Below are 15,638 nucleotides of genomic sequence, written 5' to 3' on the forward strand. Positions count from 1 at the left end.
TGCAGAGCAAAACGCGGATGTGGCGTAATTGGTAGCCGCGCTAGACTTAGGATCTAGTGGCGAAAGCCGTGGGGGTTCGAGTCCCTTCATCCGCACAAAGCCTGTAGAAAATATTCTGCAGGCTTTTGTTTTTTTAGTTAGTCCGGGCCGGCTAAGCTTTAAAAAGAAATTTTGGGTATTTAGCGTCTGTTTAAATTTCCCAATAAAAAATACTATCAGCTCATTTTACGTTTTCTTCCGATCTTTTTCCCCGTTTTCCCTCGTCAGATAGCCCGCTATCATCCTCCTAAAAACAGAAAAACATACTCGGAAGAAATTCTCAAAACCTGACCCGGGCAAAATTTAAACAGGCTTTTATTCCCTGAATATTTGTGCTCTATTAATTTCTCTTTCGGGGGTATGTTTTCCAATTTCTGTATACCTACATGCTTGTTCGCTTTTTATCGGATGAAAAACACTTTCGAAAAATCATTCTCAAAAAATCCCTATACAGAATTTGAACAGCTTCTAATATGGCAGAATAGCACAATATTAACCTAATGCATACAAATGTTTGTTAAGGTAGAGATAATTTCTATCTTTGTTGTAAAAAAGAGGAGATGTAGGTTTGCCTCGTCGCAATCTAAGTTATTTTTTTGCGGTTTTGATTGCGATCATGGAAAATATAGATAGTTGATCGTGTCGTTGAGTAAGTATGTTTATACTGATGCTGTTATTGGAAATAGGATCACATTCATATTTTTTTGAATGCTAAATCGGGTTTTATGATAAATTCTAAATTTTCCTATTTATTGCGAAATGGGAAAAATCCCAAATTTGTGTATTATGGGGTTAATTATCTGAGGTTGATGATTCCTAAGTTCTTTTTTCGAATTCGGTTGAAAAAGGAGCTGGAAAAATTAAATAAATCGACAGATAAAGACTATATTATGCAGCGTGTAAACTATTATAATCAACTTGATAGAGATTCCTTATCTTTATCTGCGGCTTATGATAGTTGGAGGGATGAACTTATACCCTTGAGGAGGCAGCCGATGTGTAAACAGAAGGTTTATTTTTTCGATACTTTCGAATATACTCGTTGGTTTCCTCAATCTTTGAAGTGGAAGTTATGCCCGGGTGACTTGGTTTCTGTTCCGAACATTCCGTCTATTGTTAAAAGCCGGCCTCTTGTAGCGGGTAATGAGAATTCGGTTATCATGAAATTGGATAAAGTTCGCCATTTTATTTTTATCAAAGACGAAAAAAGCTTTGTAGAAAAGAAAAATATGGTGGTTTTTCGTGGAAAAATCGGAGTACCCGGGACAAATGGGTTTAAAGAAAATCGTTATCGATTTCTTGAAAAATATTGGGGACACCCTATGTGCAATCTGGGGGAGATCAAAGGGCGGCATCCGAATAAGCAGTGGATAGTGGAAAAAATGACATTGCGACAACACCTTGATTATAAATTTATCTTGTCTTTGGAGGGGAATGATGTAGCAAGTAATTTGAAATGGGTGATGTCGTCTAATTCATTGGCCGTTATGCCTCGACCTACATGTGAGACATGGTTTATGGAAGGGAGACTCATCTCGAATTATCATTATGTAGAGATCAAGCCTGATTTTTCGGATTTGGAAGAGCGGCTTAATTACTATATTGCACATCCTCAAGAAGCAGAAGAGATTATTAGACATGCACATGAATATGTAGAGCAGTTTAAAGATCCGGAAAGAGAAAGACTTGTTTCTTTGTTTGTTTTGAAAAAATATTTTGAAGAAACCAATTCGGTGACATTTTGAAAATAATCGGAAAAATTTTGTTTAAGAGGGCTTTGGGACAGGCTCTGAGTATTTGGTTATAGAATAGGGGCGTTTTGTCTTTTATTTGTTTTTTTTGTATCGTCGAATGAGGGGGCGTATAATGAAAACCCCTATTAAGATCCCTGCGAAAGCGCCCACCGTGTTTGCTAAAAAGTCGAACCAGTCGGCTGTTCGGTATTCAGTAAAGTATTTTTGGAATAGTTCCATCAGACCACCCCATAAAACGGCAAGTATCCATCCCGATAGCAGTATAGATCCGTCATAGCGTGAAAGCCAACTGGAACGATACACGTCGAAGCAAAAAACGGAAACTAATCCCATATACATTGTAAAATGAACTATTTTGTCTAAATTCTGTATGTTGGGTACATTATATGGAGAGGTAACATGAGAAAGAGAAAGATATAATATAGTGATACCTACCAGCATTGTAGGAATAAACCTCGATAAAAACCGTATTACTTTCATAATTGTTATATTGATTAAGTGTCTGTCTAAATTTTCCGATAAGAAAATATTGTCAGGTCATCTTCGTGTTTTTTTTGATCTGTTTTCCCGTTTTCACTTGTCAGATAGCTCGCTATCATTTGCGTAAGAACAGAAATTCCCGGAAAGAACTTTTTTAGCCTGAACCGATCAAAATTTAGACAAACTCTGATGTTGCAAAGATAGTATATTTTATATGGCGAATTTTGTTTTTTACGCACTTTAGCTTCTTTTTTGCTTCTTATTTATTCTGATTTGTTGCAAGAATTAATTTTTATGGGGTTAAATGTGATAAAAAGATATATAAATGTTATTTTTGTATTAATGTAATTTAAACTGGGAGTTTATGGCAAAACGAGCGACATTTGTTACAAAATTGGGTGTTATTGCTGCTACTGTGGGATCTTCTGTCGGATTGGGAAATATTTGGAGGTTTCCTTACGAAACCGGGCAAAACGGGGGTGCTGCATTTCTGTTGGTGTATATTCTTTGTGTATTGTTTTTAGGATTGCCTGTCATGCTTGCCGAGTTTGTCGTAGGACGTAGTGCCAAGGCAAATGTGAACCGTTCGTTCTTGAAATTAGCTCCCGGAACACATTGGAATATCATTGGGTATATGGGGGTATTTGCTCCGGTGTTTATTATGGGTTTTTATTCTGTGATTGCCGGATGGACATTAGATTATGTTTATCAGGCGGCTACTTTCGGGATGAGTCAGAAAAGCCCCGAATATTTTGCTACTGCTTTTACCGAATTTACGGCATCGCCTATTCGTCCGTTATTTTGGATATCTCTATTTCTCGGGATGAATTATTTTATTGTTTCAAGAGGGGTCAGTGACGGGATAGAGCGTGCTTCTAATATTTTAATGCCATTACTTTTTGTAATATTGATAGCTTTTTGCGTACGGTCGCTCTTCTTGCCCGGAGCAAAGGAAGGGCTTTCTTTCTTGTTTCATCCGGATTTTTCGAAGATCGATTCAGGAGTAGTGTTACGGGCTATGGGGCAGGCATTTTTTTCATTGAGTTTAGGAATGGGCACGCTGATAACGTATGCTTCATATTTTTCCGATAAAACTTCGTTGCCTAAGACAGCGGTTACGGTAGCTTCTTTAGATACTTTTGTCGCTGTATTGGCCGGAGTCATTATTTTCCCGGCGGTGTTTTCTTTTGGAATAAGCCCTTCTCAAGGTCCGGAGTTGATTTTTATTACATTGCCGAATGTATTTCAACAAATACCGGGCGCTTATATTTGGTCTGTATTATTCTTCGTGCTTATTACGGTTGCAGCTCTGACCTCTACTATTTCGTTGTGTGAAGTCGCTATCGCTTTTTTGCATGAGGAATTTCATTTTACACGTCGTCGAGCATCGCAAATTCTCATTTTTATCTGTCTGGTGATGAGTACTCTTTGTTCATTGTCATTCGGCCCGTTGAGCGATTTTTATATTTTAGGTTTTTCCATATTTAATTTTTGTGATTTTTTAGCTTCGAATATATTGTTGCCTGCAGGAGGAATGCTTATCTCTATATTTGTCGGATGGAAACTCGACCGGCAATTTATAAAAGAAGAATTAAGTAATCACGGGGTTTCTCGTGTATGGTATTTTGGTATATTGATGTTTTGTATGCGCTTTGTCGCACCCGTAGCTATATTTTTGATTTTTTTATCCGGACTTGGATTATTTTAGATGAAGGAACCTGAAAAATATCGTTTTTGGAATTTCAGTCGAGGAGAACGTTTTGCCGTAATCTTATTATTATGCAGCATTGCGATACTTCTTGTCGTGCGTTTTTATGGTACAACAAGACAGGCTGAGCCGGAGACTTCCGATTTCGAGCAGTTCGAAACCGAAATATCGGACTTTAAGAAGCAAATTTCAATCAAGAAGGATACTATTCGGCATAAGAAAAATTCTGTTAAAAAGAAAGTAACTCCTATATATCGTCCTCAAGAGCAATCGTTCGCTCCAGTCGAACGGGAATCTTTAGAGAATACCGTGCAAAATCAGAATTCCGGAAATTGAGTAGTGGAGTTCTGTGCTTACGTAAATAAGCAAATAGTTAGAATTTCGAATTATGAAGAAAGCCTATTTTGTAATTTGTACGAAAATATACATTGTCTCGGATAGACTTTTTAAATAAAAAGGTCTATCTTCGTTCATTATAAATAAAAAGATCGTTTATGAATGTTGTTTGCGACAAACCTTCATTTACTATAAACCTGAACGGAGATGTGGTAGCTCTGACTCCGCCTTTGGTAATGGGGATATTAAATGTTACTCCCGATTCGTTTTATGCTGGAAGTCGTTGTAATACTGAAACTGCTGTAATATCTCGTGCGAGAGAGATTGTCGAACAGGGTGGTGCGATTATCGATATAGGGGCTTACTCTTCTCGACCTCAGGCAGAGGATGTCCCGGAAGAAGAAGAGATGAACCGTTTATCACGAGCTCTTTCGCTGATTCGGTCGGTATATCCGGATGTTTATATTTCTGTAGATACCTTTCGTGCAGAGGTAGCCCGTCGTTGTGTAGAGGAATTCGGAGTGACGATGATTAATGATATATCGGGAGGAGAACTGGATGATAAGATGTTTGAAACTGTTGCTTCTCTCGGAGTACCGTATATATTGATGCACATGCGCGGAACTCCCCGAACCATGCAGGAATATACGAATTATGGTGACATCATTGCCGATTTGTTGATGTATTTTTCTGAAAAGACGGATAAACTCCGGTTGATGGGTGTGAATGATATTATTATAGACCCCGGCTTCGGATTTAGTAAAACGTTAGATGATAACTATTTATTGATGAATGGATTGTCTGAGTTCCAAGTGTTGGGATTCCCTGTCTTGGCAGGAATATCTCGAAAATCCATGATCTATAAATTGTTGGGAACATCTCCGGAAGAGAGCCTGAACGGTACGACTGTACTGAATACTCTTGCTTTGTTGGGAGGTGCGGATATATTACGTGTACATGATGTCAAAGAAGCTGTGGAAACAGTGAAGATCGTTACGAAAACTTTAACAACAAGATAGTTTATGTTTGTTCATTTCGGAATAAAAGATGCTTTAGATATTTTGCTTGTCGGCTTGTTGCTCTATAATATCTACAAGATGATGAAAGATTCCGGCACGATCAATATTTTTGCCGGTGTTATGGCCTTTATCGGAGTTTGGGTCGTTGTTACTCGGATTTTGGATATGCGTTTGCTCGGGGCGATAATGGATAAGCTGGTAAGTGTCGGGGTCTTGATTTTAGTTATTTTGTTTCAAGATGAAATCCGTCGTTTTCTTGTCGAATTGGGATCTCATAAACGATGGCGGTTCTTTTTCAGATTATTCCTCCCCGATAAAGAAAAAAATACAGATCAGCAATCTTATATCATGCCTTTAGTGTATGCGTGTATGAATATGTCCAAGACCAAAACCGGTGCTCTTATCGTAATACAGAAAGATATGGCGCTTACAGCTTATGAGCAGACGGGAGATATTATAAATGCCGATGTCAATTCGCGTCTTATAGAAAATATTTTCTTTAAGAACAGTCCTTTGCATGACGGAGCTATGATTATTGCGGATAATCGTATTGTGGCGGCTGCCTGCATATTGCCAGTGTCTCATAATAACGATATTCCTAAGTCTTTGGGATTGAGGCATCGTTCGGCATTGGGTATTACTCAAGAGTCGGATGCTACGGCTGTTATCGTATCGGAAGAAACCGGAAACATTTCGGCTGCACGTAATGGTAAATTGCACTTGCGTCTTTCTGGTAAGGACTTGGAACATTTTTTGTCCGAAACTGCAGAATAATTGTTATTTCAAGGACGTAGAATCGTAATTTTTGGTGAGATAATTAAGTAATTGTATATTTATATATTTAATAAATGTAATAAATAAAAAGGGAAAATTAAATGGTCATAACGAACGAATCTTTTTATTTTTGCAGCGTACTATGAGAAGTTTTCGTTATATATTGGCTGTTTCGTTGTCTCTGCTGATCGTTTTTGCGGGAGTAGGAGTTTCTATTATGCACTATTGCTGTCCCGGATGTGAAGCGGAACAGAAATGCTGTGTTGCCGGTTGTGAAAAATGCCGTGATACAAATTCTTTATCGAATGACTCTTGTGGGGATGAAGGATGTTCTGCCACTGTTTATAAGGTAGATTTGGTGAAACAGTCTTGTGGATGTTCTGTTTCTGTTCCTTTTGCGCAAATTCTCTGTTATTTGTCGCCAGATGTGAAAAAAAATCTTTCATCTGTTGATTCCGAACGTGTCGAGATACGGGATATTCCTCCTAATCCGGTATGTACACGTTATTATCTTGCTCTTTATTCAGTTTTTCTTATTTAGAATTTATTGTATGGGGATAAGCAAATGTCTCTTTGGGAAGAGTCTGCTTGTTCCTGTGCAGCGTGTCTTGAGTTATTTTAAGATGCGTGATTTTGTATTTCCCCTATTGCAAGTCGAGTTGCCGGACATATCTCAATGAACGGGAAAGGCTTTGTGATTATGGGCGTTATGGAAAGACTGAGTTTTTGAGTAATAAATAAACTGTCATATATGAAATATATATTTTTAATATTTTTCTTTTTGCTTTTGTACCCGGTACAGGCTAAGGTAAGGGGTGTTGTTAAAGATAGTGCAGGAGAGCCGTTACCCGGAGCTAATGTAGCATGGGTCAATACAAAGATTTTTACGGTTACTGCCGAAGACGGAAGCTTTTCTGTTGATAAACCTAAGGATAGCGAAACGTTGGTTATTAGTTATATAGGGTTTGAAAATGATACGATCCATGTCGATAGTGAAAATGTAAAATTGGAAATAGTTCTACGTGAGGGATTGTCTTTAGGCGAGGTTAATGTCGTAAGACGCAGGTTCGGAACTACGAAATTAAGAAGTAGTGCCATGAATGTCGATATTATCAGTAGTGCAGAATTAAGTCGTGCGGCATGTTGCAATTTGGGTGAAAGTTTTGTAACAAATCCATCTGTCGATGTGAGTTATTCAGATGCTGCTACGGGTGCGAAGCAAATTAAGTTATTGGGGTTGTCCGGTACATACGTGCAGATGATGACCGAGAATATCCCTAATTACAGAGGTGCTGCAGCTCCTTATGGGCTGGGATATATTCCCGGTCCGTGGATGCAGAGTATTCAGGTGAGTAAAGGTAGTTCGTCTGTCAAAAACGGATACGAGTCTATTACAGGACAGATTAATGTCGAATTTAAAAAACCTCAGTTGCCGGAGGCTGACTGGGTTTCTGCCAATCTGTTTGCCAGCAGTACGGGGCGTTATGAGGCCAATGCCGATGCTACATTAAAGCTGTCTAAGCGTTGGAGTACTTCGCTTTTAGCTCATTATGAAAATGAAACGATGGCTCATGATGCCAATCATGACGGTTTTGCGGATATTCCTCGAGTAGAGCAATATAATCTTTGGAATCGTTGGGCATATATGGGAGATCATTATGTTTTTCAAGCCGGTATTAAAGCTCTTTCTGAATGGCGGAATAGCGGTCAGGTAAATCATGGTGGAAATCCGGGACAGGAGTTGTATAAAATCGGAATCGATACTCGACGCTATGAAGCTTTTACCAAAAACGCTTATATCTTTAATAAAGAAAAGAATACTAATCTGGCTCTTATTCTCCAAGGAACTTTTCATAATCAGGATGCCGTTTATGGGCATAAACTTTATGATGTGGATCAGACCAATGTGTATGCTTCGTTATTGTTCGAGACTGAATTTAGTAAACAGCATAGCCTCTCTACCGGTTTGAGCTTTAATTATGACGGATATGATCAGCGATACCGTTTGACGAACGATGTAAAGCTCCCTCGTCTTAAATCTTTTGAAAAAGAATCTGTTCCGGGAGCTTATGTGCAATATACCTATAACTTGGAAGATAAATTGATACTTATGGGTGGAATACGAGGAGATTACAGTAGTATGCACGGTTTTTTTGTTACCCCTCGGGCACATGTCAAATATAATCCGAATGAGTTTGTAAATTTCCGTCTTTCGGCAGGGAAAGGATATCGAACCAATCATGTGTTGGCAGAAAATAATTATTTGCTTGCCAGCAGTCGAAAAGTAAGAATTGCTGGAGATTTGGATCAAGAGGAGGCTTGTAATTACGGAGCAAGTATTTCGTCGTATATCCCTTTGCTCGGTAAGACCTTAAACCTTAATGCAGAATATTATTATACGGATTTTTTGAAGCAAGTAGTTGTAGATATGGATACAGATCCGCATGAAATAGCATTTTATAATCTGAATGGACGTTCTTATTCTCATGTTTTTCAGGTAGAGGCGAATTATCCTCTTTTCAAAGGCTTTACTCTTACGGCGGCTTATCGTTTTACAGATGCGAAGACTACTTATAACGGAGAGCTTAAAGAAAGACCTTTGACAAGCAGGTATAAAGGACTGGTGACGGCATCCTATAAGACACCTCTTGAAATATGGCAATTTGATGCGACTCTTCAGTTGAACGGAGGCGGTCGGATGCCGAGTCGGTATATTCTGGAAGATGGGACTCCTTCATGGAGTGCCCGCTATGGTTCTTTTGAGCAGCTTAGTGTGCAAATTACACGTTACTTCCGTCGTTGGTCTATTTATGTGGGCGGAGAGAACCTGACGAATTTTAAACAGAAAAATCCGATTATCGATGCGGCCAATCCGTGGGGAGAAAATTTTGACTCTACGATGATATGGGGGCCTGTACACGGGGCGAAAGCTTATATAGGAATTCGTTTTAACTGGGCTCGAAATTAGAGAAATCAATATGTTTAATAAAAAAGAAATAAAGTTATGAAAGCGAAAAGATTTACAGCCGTTTTAGTAATGGCATTATTGAGTGTGACGGTGATTGTGGCGAAAGATCTCCGGATAGTCGTGTTTAAAGTTCCTCAAATGTATTGCGAAAATTGTGAACGGAAAGTAAAAGACAATATCCGTTTTGAGAAAGGAGTAAAAGAGATCTCTACCGATTTAAAAGAAAAGACGGCTTCGATTACCTATGATGCTGATAAAACGACTGTTGAAAAATTGAAAGAAGGATTCAAAAAGTTCAATTATGAGGCAGAATTTGTAAAAGAAACCAAGAAAGAGAAAAAGAAATAAAGCTGTATTATATGATGAAACATGGCTATCGATAAAGAGCCATTCTAAATTTTCATTAAACTAAAAGCCGCCATTTTAATCGTAAAATGACGGCTTTTTGCTGTTAAAATTTATTTCTCTGCCAGTGCAATAATTTTATCTATGGCTACGGATATTCCTTCCGGATTTTTCCCTCCGGCTTGAGCAAAATGAGGCTGTCCTCCACCACCTCCTTGTATATATTTTGCTCCTTCACGAACGAGAGCCGATGCATTAAGCCCTGCAGAAACAAGGTCATCGCTTAACATTACGGTAAGTAACGGCTTGTTTTTCTCATCTACTGTTCCTGCAACGAATAAAAGGTGTTCGGGAACTTCACCTCGTATTTGGAAAGCAATATCTTTTACTACCTCTGCCGGAGTTGCGGCTTTGAGGAGTATGATTTTCATTCCCGAACGTTCTTTCATATTTTTCAGTAGAGATTCTTTCATCAAAGCGACTTTTTCTTTGATAAATTCTTCTGTCCGTTTTTTCAAATCAGCATTTTCATCTATCGCTTTTCTGATAGCAGCGGTAATATCCGGAACATTGTTGAAAATTTGTCGGATTGTTTTTAATGTGTCTTGTTGGAAATCGACCAGCTCTTCGGCTTTTGCAGCGGAGACAGCCTCAATACGACGTACGCCGGCAGCGATAGAACTTTCGGAAATGATACGGATCATACCGATATTTCCTGTATTTGCAACGTGAGTACCTCCACAGAGTTCGATAGAAGAACCGTACTGGATAACTCGAACCTCATCTCCGTATTTTTCTCCGAATAGCGCCATTGCTCCCATTTGTTTTGCTTCTGCAATAGGAACATTGCGGTGCTCGTTCAAAGGGATAGCTTGACGAACTTTCCGATTAGCAAGTTGTTCTACCAATCGCAATTCTTCATCAGTTACTTTTTGGAAATGAGAAAAATCGAAACGCAGTATATCGGGCGTTACCAATGATCCTTTTTGTTCTACATGTGTGCCGAGTACCGTGCGAAGAGCTTCATGCAGCAGATGAGTCGCCGAGTGATTGCAAGCTGTTGCAAGTCTGGCTTCTTTATTGATAACCGCCCGAAGTGTAGCGGTGATGTCTTTCGGGAGCTTTTCGCTGATGTGAATACTCAGGTTATTTTCTTTTTTCGTATTGATTATTTTTATCGTTTCGCCTTCGCCGGTTAAAGTTCCGGTATCACCTACCTGTCCTCCGCTTTCTGCGTAGAACGGGGTCTGATCGAGAACGATTTGATATAATTCTTTATTTTTTTGTTTGATTTTACGATAACGGAGTATTTCTGCATCACATTCGGTAAAATCGTATCCGATAAAACGAGGTTCACCTTCTTTTACGATTACCCAGTCTCCGGTTTCGATAGCAGCAGCGTTTCGTGCCCGTTCTTTTTGCTGTTGCATTTGAGCATCAAATTCTTTTGTATCTACCGATAATCCGTTTTCTTTAAGAATCAATTCGGTGAGGTCGAGCGGGAATCCGTAAGTGTCGTAAAGAGTAAATGCGTCTTTTCCATTGATGCAATCCATTCCGGCTTCTTTGGTGTCTGCCATTACTTTGTCCAACAATTTCATCCCGGTAGCAAGAGTGCGTAAGAAAGATTCTTCTTCTTCTTTAATGACTTTCTCGATCAATATCTTTTGAGAAATTAATTCAGGGTAGGCATCTCCCATCGTATCGATAAGAGTCGGTATGAGCGTATATATAAACGCTTGATGTTGACCGAGGAATGTGTACCCGTAACGTACGGCACGGCGAAGGATGCGACGAATTACATATCCTGCTTTAGCATTTGACGGTAATTGTCCGTCGGTGATAGAAAACGCTATGGTGCGCACATGGTCGGCAATAACCCGCATGGCAATATCGGCTTGCCGGTCTTCTCCGTATTTTTTGCCGCATAGTTGCCCGATTGCTCCGATTATCGGTTGGAATACATCGGTGTCATAGTTCGATGTTTTTCCTTGTAGAGCCATGCAAAGGCGTTCAAATCCCATTCCGGTATCGATAACTTTGGCCGGCAGAGGTTCGAGAGATCCGTCGGCTTTACGGTTGTATTGCATGAATACGAGATTCCATATCTCTATTACTTGAGGATGACTCTCATTTACCAACGTTACACCGTCTATTTGAGCCCGCTCTGCATCGCTTCGCAAATCGATGTGTATTTCGGAACAAGGACCGCAAGGGCCGGTATCGCCCATTTCCCAAAAATTATCTTTACGGTTTCCGTTTATGATATGAGAAGCGGGGAGATGTTTTTCCCAATACGATGCTGCTTCGTTGTCACGTTCCAGACCTTCGGGGGCGTAACCTTCGAATACGGTGGCATATAACCTGTTCGGATCTATTTTGAGAATATCCACAAGGTATTCCCAAGCCCAGTCTATAGCTTCCTTTTTAAAATAATCTCCGAACGACCAGTTCCCCAGCATTTCGAACATAGTGTGGTGATATGTATCCAATCCTACTTCTTCGAGATCATTGTGTTTTCCGCTGACCCGAAGACATTTTTGGGAGTCGGCGACCCGTTTGTAACGTGCCGGAACATTTCCGAGAATAATATCTTTAAACTGGTTCATTCCTGCATTGGTGAACATCAATGTGGGATCATCTTTTATTACCATGGGAGCGGAAGGAACGATCTGGTGTCCCTTGGAGTTGAAAAAGTTCTTGAACGATTCGCGAATTTCCTTAGCTGTGAGCATATTTAATGATTTATAGTTTACGTTTATTAAGCAGTTGTTTTTCAGTAGAGCCGATAAATAAGTCTGTCGTTATTTAATATTCTGAAAAACAGTTTGCAAAAATAGCCTAAAATATTATTTTTGTGGCTATTGTTGCGCAAAAAATTACTAAGAGCCTGTTTAAAAATTCCGGTAAAGTAGTTTTGTCGTTTTTTTTCAGGCTTGTTTTCGGTCTGTTTCCCTGTTTTTTAGTTTGCTGTTAAAAATATGTTTTTTCAGGAAAGACAGGTATTAATATATCGGTATTTTGCGTTTTATAGAACGGGGACGGTATGTCTTGCCGGTGATTATGACCCGAATGTATTGAGCAAAATGTTATGAGAAAAAAAGTCTTTTATGTATATAATCCCAATACGTTGAGTTATGAACGGGTGTATCCATCGTTCAGAAAACGTATGGCTACGGTTTTTCGTCATTTGTTGAGCGGAATTATATTGGGAGGAATTTTGTTTTCGGTGTTGAACTATTTTGTGGACTCTCCCCGTGAGAAAATGTTGAAACGGGAGAATCAGCAGATGCGGTCTCAATATAAGTTGCTTTCTCGTCGTTTGGATGAAGCTCTGGATGTTATGGCCGATGTAAGAGAAAGAGATGCGAATCTGTACCGGGTTATTTTGCAAGCAGATCCGATTAGTGCGGCAGTTTGGAATGCCGGAACGGATAATGTGTCTCGTTATCAGGATTTGATGAACCTTTCGGATGCAGATTTGGTTGTTGCTACGACACAGAAGGTTGAACAGCTTAACAGACAGTTATATGTGCAGACTAATTCGATTAATGAATTGGTGAAATTGGGACAGCAGAATGAAGATAGGATAAATTGCTTGCCGGCAATTCAGCCTGTGTCGAACAAAGATTTGAAGCGAACGGCTTCGGGATATGGGCTGCGCATAGACCCTATTTATAAAACCCGTAAATTTCATGAGGGGATGGATTTTGCCGCAGATATCGGAACTCCGGTATATGTTACGGGAAACGGTACGGTTGTCGAGACTGGTTGGAAACAGGGGTATGGAAAAACGATTGTCATCAATCATGGGTATGGATATAAAACCCGTTATGCTCATTTGAGCCATATTTCTGTGCGGAACGGACAAAAGGTTATTCGGGGAGAGGAGATCGGTTTAGTGGGGAATACTGGTAAATCGACAGGCCCTCATCTTCACTATGAAGTAATTTATAAAGGCAAACATGATAATCCGATTAACTATTATTTCTTTGATTTGAGTCCTGCTGACTATGACCGCATGATACAGATTGCCGAAAATCAAGGACGGGTAATGGATTAATTTTTGAAGAATGGATACGGAGAAGAAACAGAAACGGATTTATTATACAATCGGAGATGTCGCTGAATATTTCGGGGTAAACGAATCTACTCTCCGGTATTGGGAAGACGAGTTTGATATTATTACACCTCGTCGTTCTTCAAGGGGGGTACGTTTTTATAATCAGGAAGATATTGATAATGTCCGGTTAGTCTATTATCTATTGAAAGAGAAAGGCCTGACCCTTGCCGGCGCAAAGAAACAGTTAAGAGAAAACCGATCTGGGGTTATCCGGAGTAATGAGATCATATCACGTTTAAAGAGTGTTCGTGAAGAGCTTTGCGGAATACGGAATGAGTTGGCAAAAATCGATGTTTCCGGTCACAATGAATCGGATGAGGCTGATTTGTGATTTTTTATTGTAAAACTTATACAGGCGGTTTTTCTCTTATTTTTTACTGGTCCGGTTTTGAATGATAACAAAAGCCACAGGAATTTCTGTCGGAGATTTCTTGTGGCTTTTGTTATATTTATAAATATATTACATCCCTGTATAGGAGTGTGGTGTGATGGTTTTCAATTCGGCCTTGATATTGTCCGAAACATTCAAAGTATCGATAAACGCATGTATAGCTTCTTCATTTATGATACCGTTGGTTCGGGTCAAAGCCTTTAATGCCTCATAAGGTTTAGGATACCCCTCGCGGCGAAGAACTGTTTGGATACCTTCTGCTACGACACTCCACATGTTGTCGAGATCGTTGTAAATTGCTTTTTCATTAAGAAGCAGTTTCCCGAGCCCTTTCATCGTGCTTTGCAGTGCGATGAGCATGTGGGAGAGGGGTACACCGATATTCCGTAGTACGGTAGAATCGGTCAAGTCTCTTTGCAATCGTGAGATCGGTAATTTTGAAGCAAGATGTTCGAGTATGGCATTTGCTATTCCGAGATTTCCTTCAGAGTTTTCGAAATCGATCGGATTGACTTTATGCGGCATGGCAGAAGAGCCGACTTCTCCCTCCTTGATTTTCTGTTTGAAATATTCCATAGAAATATATTGCCAGAAATCCCGGTCAAGGTCGATCAATATTGTGTTTATTCGACGCATTCCGTCAAATAAAGCGGCTAAATTGTCGTAATTGGATATCTGGGTAGTCCATGCTTCACGTTCGATGCCTAACTTTTCTTTAAGGAATCGAGCTCCGAAAATTTTCCAATCATATTCCGGATAAGCCAGATGGTGGGCGTTGAAGTTGCCGGTGGCCCCTCCGAATTTTCCGCTGATAGGAATCTGTTTTAAGGCGTTCAGCTGTTGTTCGAGGCGGTAAACGAAGACCATCATTTCTTTTCCCAGACGAGTGGGTGATGCCGGTTGTCCGTGAGTTTTTGCCAGCATAGGAATATCTTTCCATGCTTCGGCATACTCTTTTGCCAGACCGATCATTTGTTCGAGCATCGGATAATAAACATGTTCCAGAGCTTCTTTTATAGATAGAGGAACAGAAGTGTTATTGATGTCTTGAGATGTTAGTCCGAAATGTATGAATTCTTTGTATGCTTCAAGTCCTCCTAACGCATCGAACTTTTCTTTGATAAAATATTCTACGGCTTTTACATCATGATTTGTGACCGATTCGATTGCTTTGATTCGTTCGGCATCGGTTACTGTAAAATCATTGTATATCGCTCTTAATTTCGGAAAAATATCAGAGTTTATATTTGCCAGCTGCGGTAGAGGGAGCTCACATAGAGCAATGAAATATTCGATTTCTACACGTACCCTGTAACGGATAAGGGCAAATTCTGAAAAATATTCGGAAAGAGGGGCGGTTTTACCCCGATAACGCCCGTCAACGGGCGAGATTGCAGTAAGGGTTGTCAGTTCCATAAGAAGGTTTTTCATTTTCTTTTGCAAAAGTAACTTATCTGTCTGATTTCCCCAAAAAAAAACGTTTTTTTTGCAGAAAAAGGAAGATTTTGTTTTGAGGTTAAAAAAAATGTCTTACCTTTGCCTCGCTTTTGATAAGCAATCCTCCGGGCGTTTAGCTCAGCTGGTTCAGAGCATCTGCCTTACAAGCAGAGGGTCGGCGGTTCGAATCCGTCAACGCCCACTTTCTAAAGTGAAAGCATGTCGAGTAAGACATGCTTTCACTTTTTTTTGTGTTTGTCCGGA

General features: G+C 39.7%; 13 protein-coding genes and 2 tRNA genes. 12 read left to right on the forward strand and 3 right to left on the reverse strand.

What is annotated here, in order from left to right:
- The first annotated feature begins 13 nt into the window (after positions 1-13).
- Both AC1WHX_RS00065 and AC1WHX_RS00070 read left to right on the forward strand, forming a co-directional pair.
- Positions 14-95: transfer RNA gene (locus tag AC1WHX_RS00065), tRNA-Leu, on the forward strand.
- 672 nt (positions 96-767) lie between these two features.
- Positions 768-1,784, forward strand: a complete 1,017-nt coding sequence (locus AC1WHX_RS00070; RefSeq protein WP_438359274.1) for a glycosyl transferase family 90 — start codon at positions 768-770, stop codon at positions 1,782-1,784.
- Positions 1,785-1,865: 81 nt separating this feature from the next.
- Here AC1WHX_RS00070 and AC1WHX_RS00075 read toward each other — a convergent pair whose 3' ends face one another.
- Positions 1,866-2,273 (reverse strand): VanZ family protein, encoded by a 408-nt coding sequence (locus AC1WHX_RS00075; RefSeq protein ID WP_122304060.1) that lies wholly within the window; start codon positions 2,271-2,273, stop codon positions 1,866-1,868.
- A gap of 364 nt (positions 2,274-2,637) precedes the next feature.
- Between AC1WHX_RS00075 and AC1WHX_RS00080 the strand changes: the two genes are divergently transcribed.
- From AC1WHX_RS00080 to AC1WHX_RS00110, 7 genes are all read left to right on the forward strand, one after another.
- Positions 2,638-3,981, forward strand: coding sequence for a sodium-dependent transporter (locus AC1WHX_RS00080; protein ID WP_302545123.1), 1,344 nt, complete (start codon positions 2,638-2,640; stop codon positions 3,979-3,981).
- Entirely contained in the window at positions 3,982-4,317 is a 336-nt protein-coding gene (locus AC1WHX_RS00085; protein WP_122304062.1) for a hypothetical protein, read from the forward strand.
- Between the two features lie 158 nt (positions 4,318-4,475).
- Entirely contained in the window at positions 4,476-5,336 is an 861-nt protein-coding gene (folP, locus tag AC1WHX_RS00090; protein ID WP_009319166.1) for a dihydropteroate synthase, read from the forward strand.
- A gap of 3 nt (positions 5,337-5,339) precedes the next feature.
- The gene (gene cdaA / locus AC1WHX_RS00095) at positions 5,340-6,110 is read left to right on the forward strand and encodes a diadenylate cyclase CdaA (RefSeq protein ID WP_022390499.1); all 771 of its coding nucleotides are present in this window, start codon (positions 5,340-5,342) and stop codon (positions 6,108-6,110) included.
- Between the two features lie 142 nt (positions 6,111-6,252).
- Positions 6,253-6,651 carry a hypothetical protein gene (locus AC1WHX_RS00100; RefSeq protein ID WP_022390500.1) on the forward strand — a complete coding sequence of 133 codons (399 nt, stop codon included), beginning with the start codon at positions 6,253-6,255 and terminating at the stop codon, positions 6,649-6,651.
- Positions 6,652-6,861: 210 nt separating this feature from the next.
- Positions 6,862-9,078 (forward strand): TonB-dependent receptor, encoded by a 2,217-nt coding sequence (locus AC1WHX_RS00105; protein ID WP_302545122.1) that lies wholly within the window; start codon positions 6,862-6,864, stop codon positions 9,076-9,078.
- Between the two features lie 36 nt (positions 9,079-9,114).
- The gene (locus tag AC1WHX_RS00110) at positions 9,115-9,426 is read left to right on the forward strand and encodes a heavy-metal-associated domain-containing protein (RefSeq protein ID WP_009319161.1); all 312 of its coding nucleotides are present in this window, start codon (positions 9,115-9,117) and stop codon (positions 9,424-9,426) included.
- Positions 9,427-9,536: 110 nt separating this feature from the next.
- Here AC1WHX_RS00110 and alaS read toward each other — a convergent pair whose 3' ends face one another.
- Positions 9,537-12,158: an alanine--tRNA ligase gene (alaS, locus tag AC1WHX_RS00115; protein WP_302545121.1), complete on the reverse strand. Its 2,622-nt coding sequence runs from the start codon at positions 12,156-12,158 to the stop codon at positions 9,537-9,539.
- Between the two features lie 356 nt (positions 12,159-12,514).
- On the opposite strand from alaS, the gene AC1WHX_RS00120 reads away from it, so the two are divergent.
- Entirely contained in the window at positions 12,515-13,486 is a 972-nt protein-coding gene (locus tag AC1WHX_RS00120) for a M23 family metallopeptidase (protein ID WP_009319159.1), read from the forward strand.
- Between the two features lie 10 nt (positions 13,487-13,496).
- The gene (locus AC1WHX_RS00125) at positions 13,497-13,877 is read left to right on the forward strand and encodes a MerR family transcriptional regulator (RefSeq protein ID WP_009319158.1); all 381 of its coding nucleotides are present in this window, start codon (positions 13,497-13,499) and stop codon (positions 13,875-13,877) included.
- A 129-nt stretch (positions 13,878-14,006) separates the two neighbouring features.
- On the opposite strand, the gene purB is transcribed toward AC1WHX_RS00125, so the two are convergent.
- Positions 14,007-15,353, reverse strand: a complete 1,347-nt coding sequence (gene purB / locus AC1WHX_RS00130; RefSeq protein ID WP_122304066.1) for an adenylosuccinate lyase — start codon at positions 15,351-15,353, stop codon at positions 14,007-14,009.
- A gap of 148 nt (positions 15,354-15,501) precedes the next feature.
- Between purB and AC1WHX_RS00135 the strand changes: the two genes are divergently transcribed.
- Positions 15,502-15,576: transfer RNA gene (locus tag AC1WHX_RS00135), tRNA-Val, on the forward strand.
- The last annotated feature ends 62 nt before the right edge of the window (positions 15,577-15,638 follow it).

The organism is Coprobacter sp. (assembly GCF_982436375.1).

What these genes read in the sequence shown, in the direction of transcription:
- AC1WHX_RS00080 (WP_302545123.1), top strand. Translation starts at nt 2,638, where the DNA reads ATGGCAAAACGAGCGACATTTGTTACAAAATTGGGTGTTATTGCTGCT.
- alaS (WP_302545121.1), bottom strand. Translation starts at nt 12,158, where the DNA reads ATGCTCACAGCTAAGGAAATTCGCGAATCGTTCAAGAACTTTTTCAAC.
- folP (WP_009319166.1), top strand. Translation starts at nt 4,476, where the DNA reads ATGAATGTTGTTTGCGACAAACCTTCATTTACTATAAACCTGAACGGA.
- AC1WHX_RS00085 (WP_122304062.1), top strand. Translation starts at nt 3,982, where the DNA reads ATGAAGGAACCTGAAAAATATCGTTTTTGGAATTTCAGTCGAGGAGAA.
- cdaA (WP_022390499.1), top strand. Translation starts at nt 5,340, where the DNA reads ATGTTTGTTCATTTCGGAATAAAAGATGCTTTAGATATTTTGCTTGTC.
- AC1WHX_RS00120 (WP_009319159.1), top strand. Translation starts at nt 12,515, where the DNA reads ATGAGAAAAAAAGTCTTTTATGTATATAATCCCAATACGTTGAGTTAT.
- AC1WHX_RS00125 (WP_009319158.1), top strand. Translation starts at nt 13,497, where the DNA reads ATGGATACGGAGAAGAAACAGAAACGGATTTATTATACAATCGGAGAT.
- AC1WHX_RS00075 (WP_122304060.1), bottom strand. Translation starts at nt 2,273, where the DNA reads ATGAAAGTAATACGGTTTTTATCGAGGTTTATTCCTACAATGCTGGTA.
- AC1WHX_RS00100 (WP_022390500.1), top strand. Translation starts at nt 6,253, where the DNA reads ATGAGAAGTTTTCGTTATATATTGGCTGTTTCGTTGTCTCTGCTGATC.
- purB (WP_122304066.1), bottom strand. Translation starts at nt 15,353, where the DNA reads ATGGAACTGACAACCCTTACTGCAATCTCGCCCGTTGACGGGCGTTAT.
- AC1WHX_RS00105 (WP_302545122.1), top strand. Translation starts at nt 6,862, where the DNA reads ATGAAATATATATTTTTAATATTTTTCTTTTTGCTTTTGTACCCGGTA.
- AC1WHX_RS00110 (WP_009319161.1), top strand. Translation starts at nt 9,115, where the DNA reads ATGAAAGCGAAAAGATTTACAGCCGTTTTAGTAATGGCATTATTGAGT.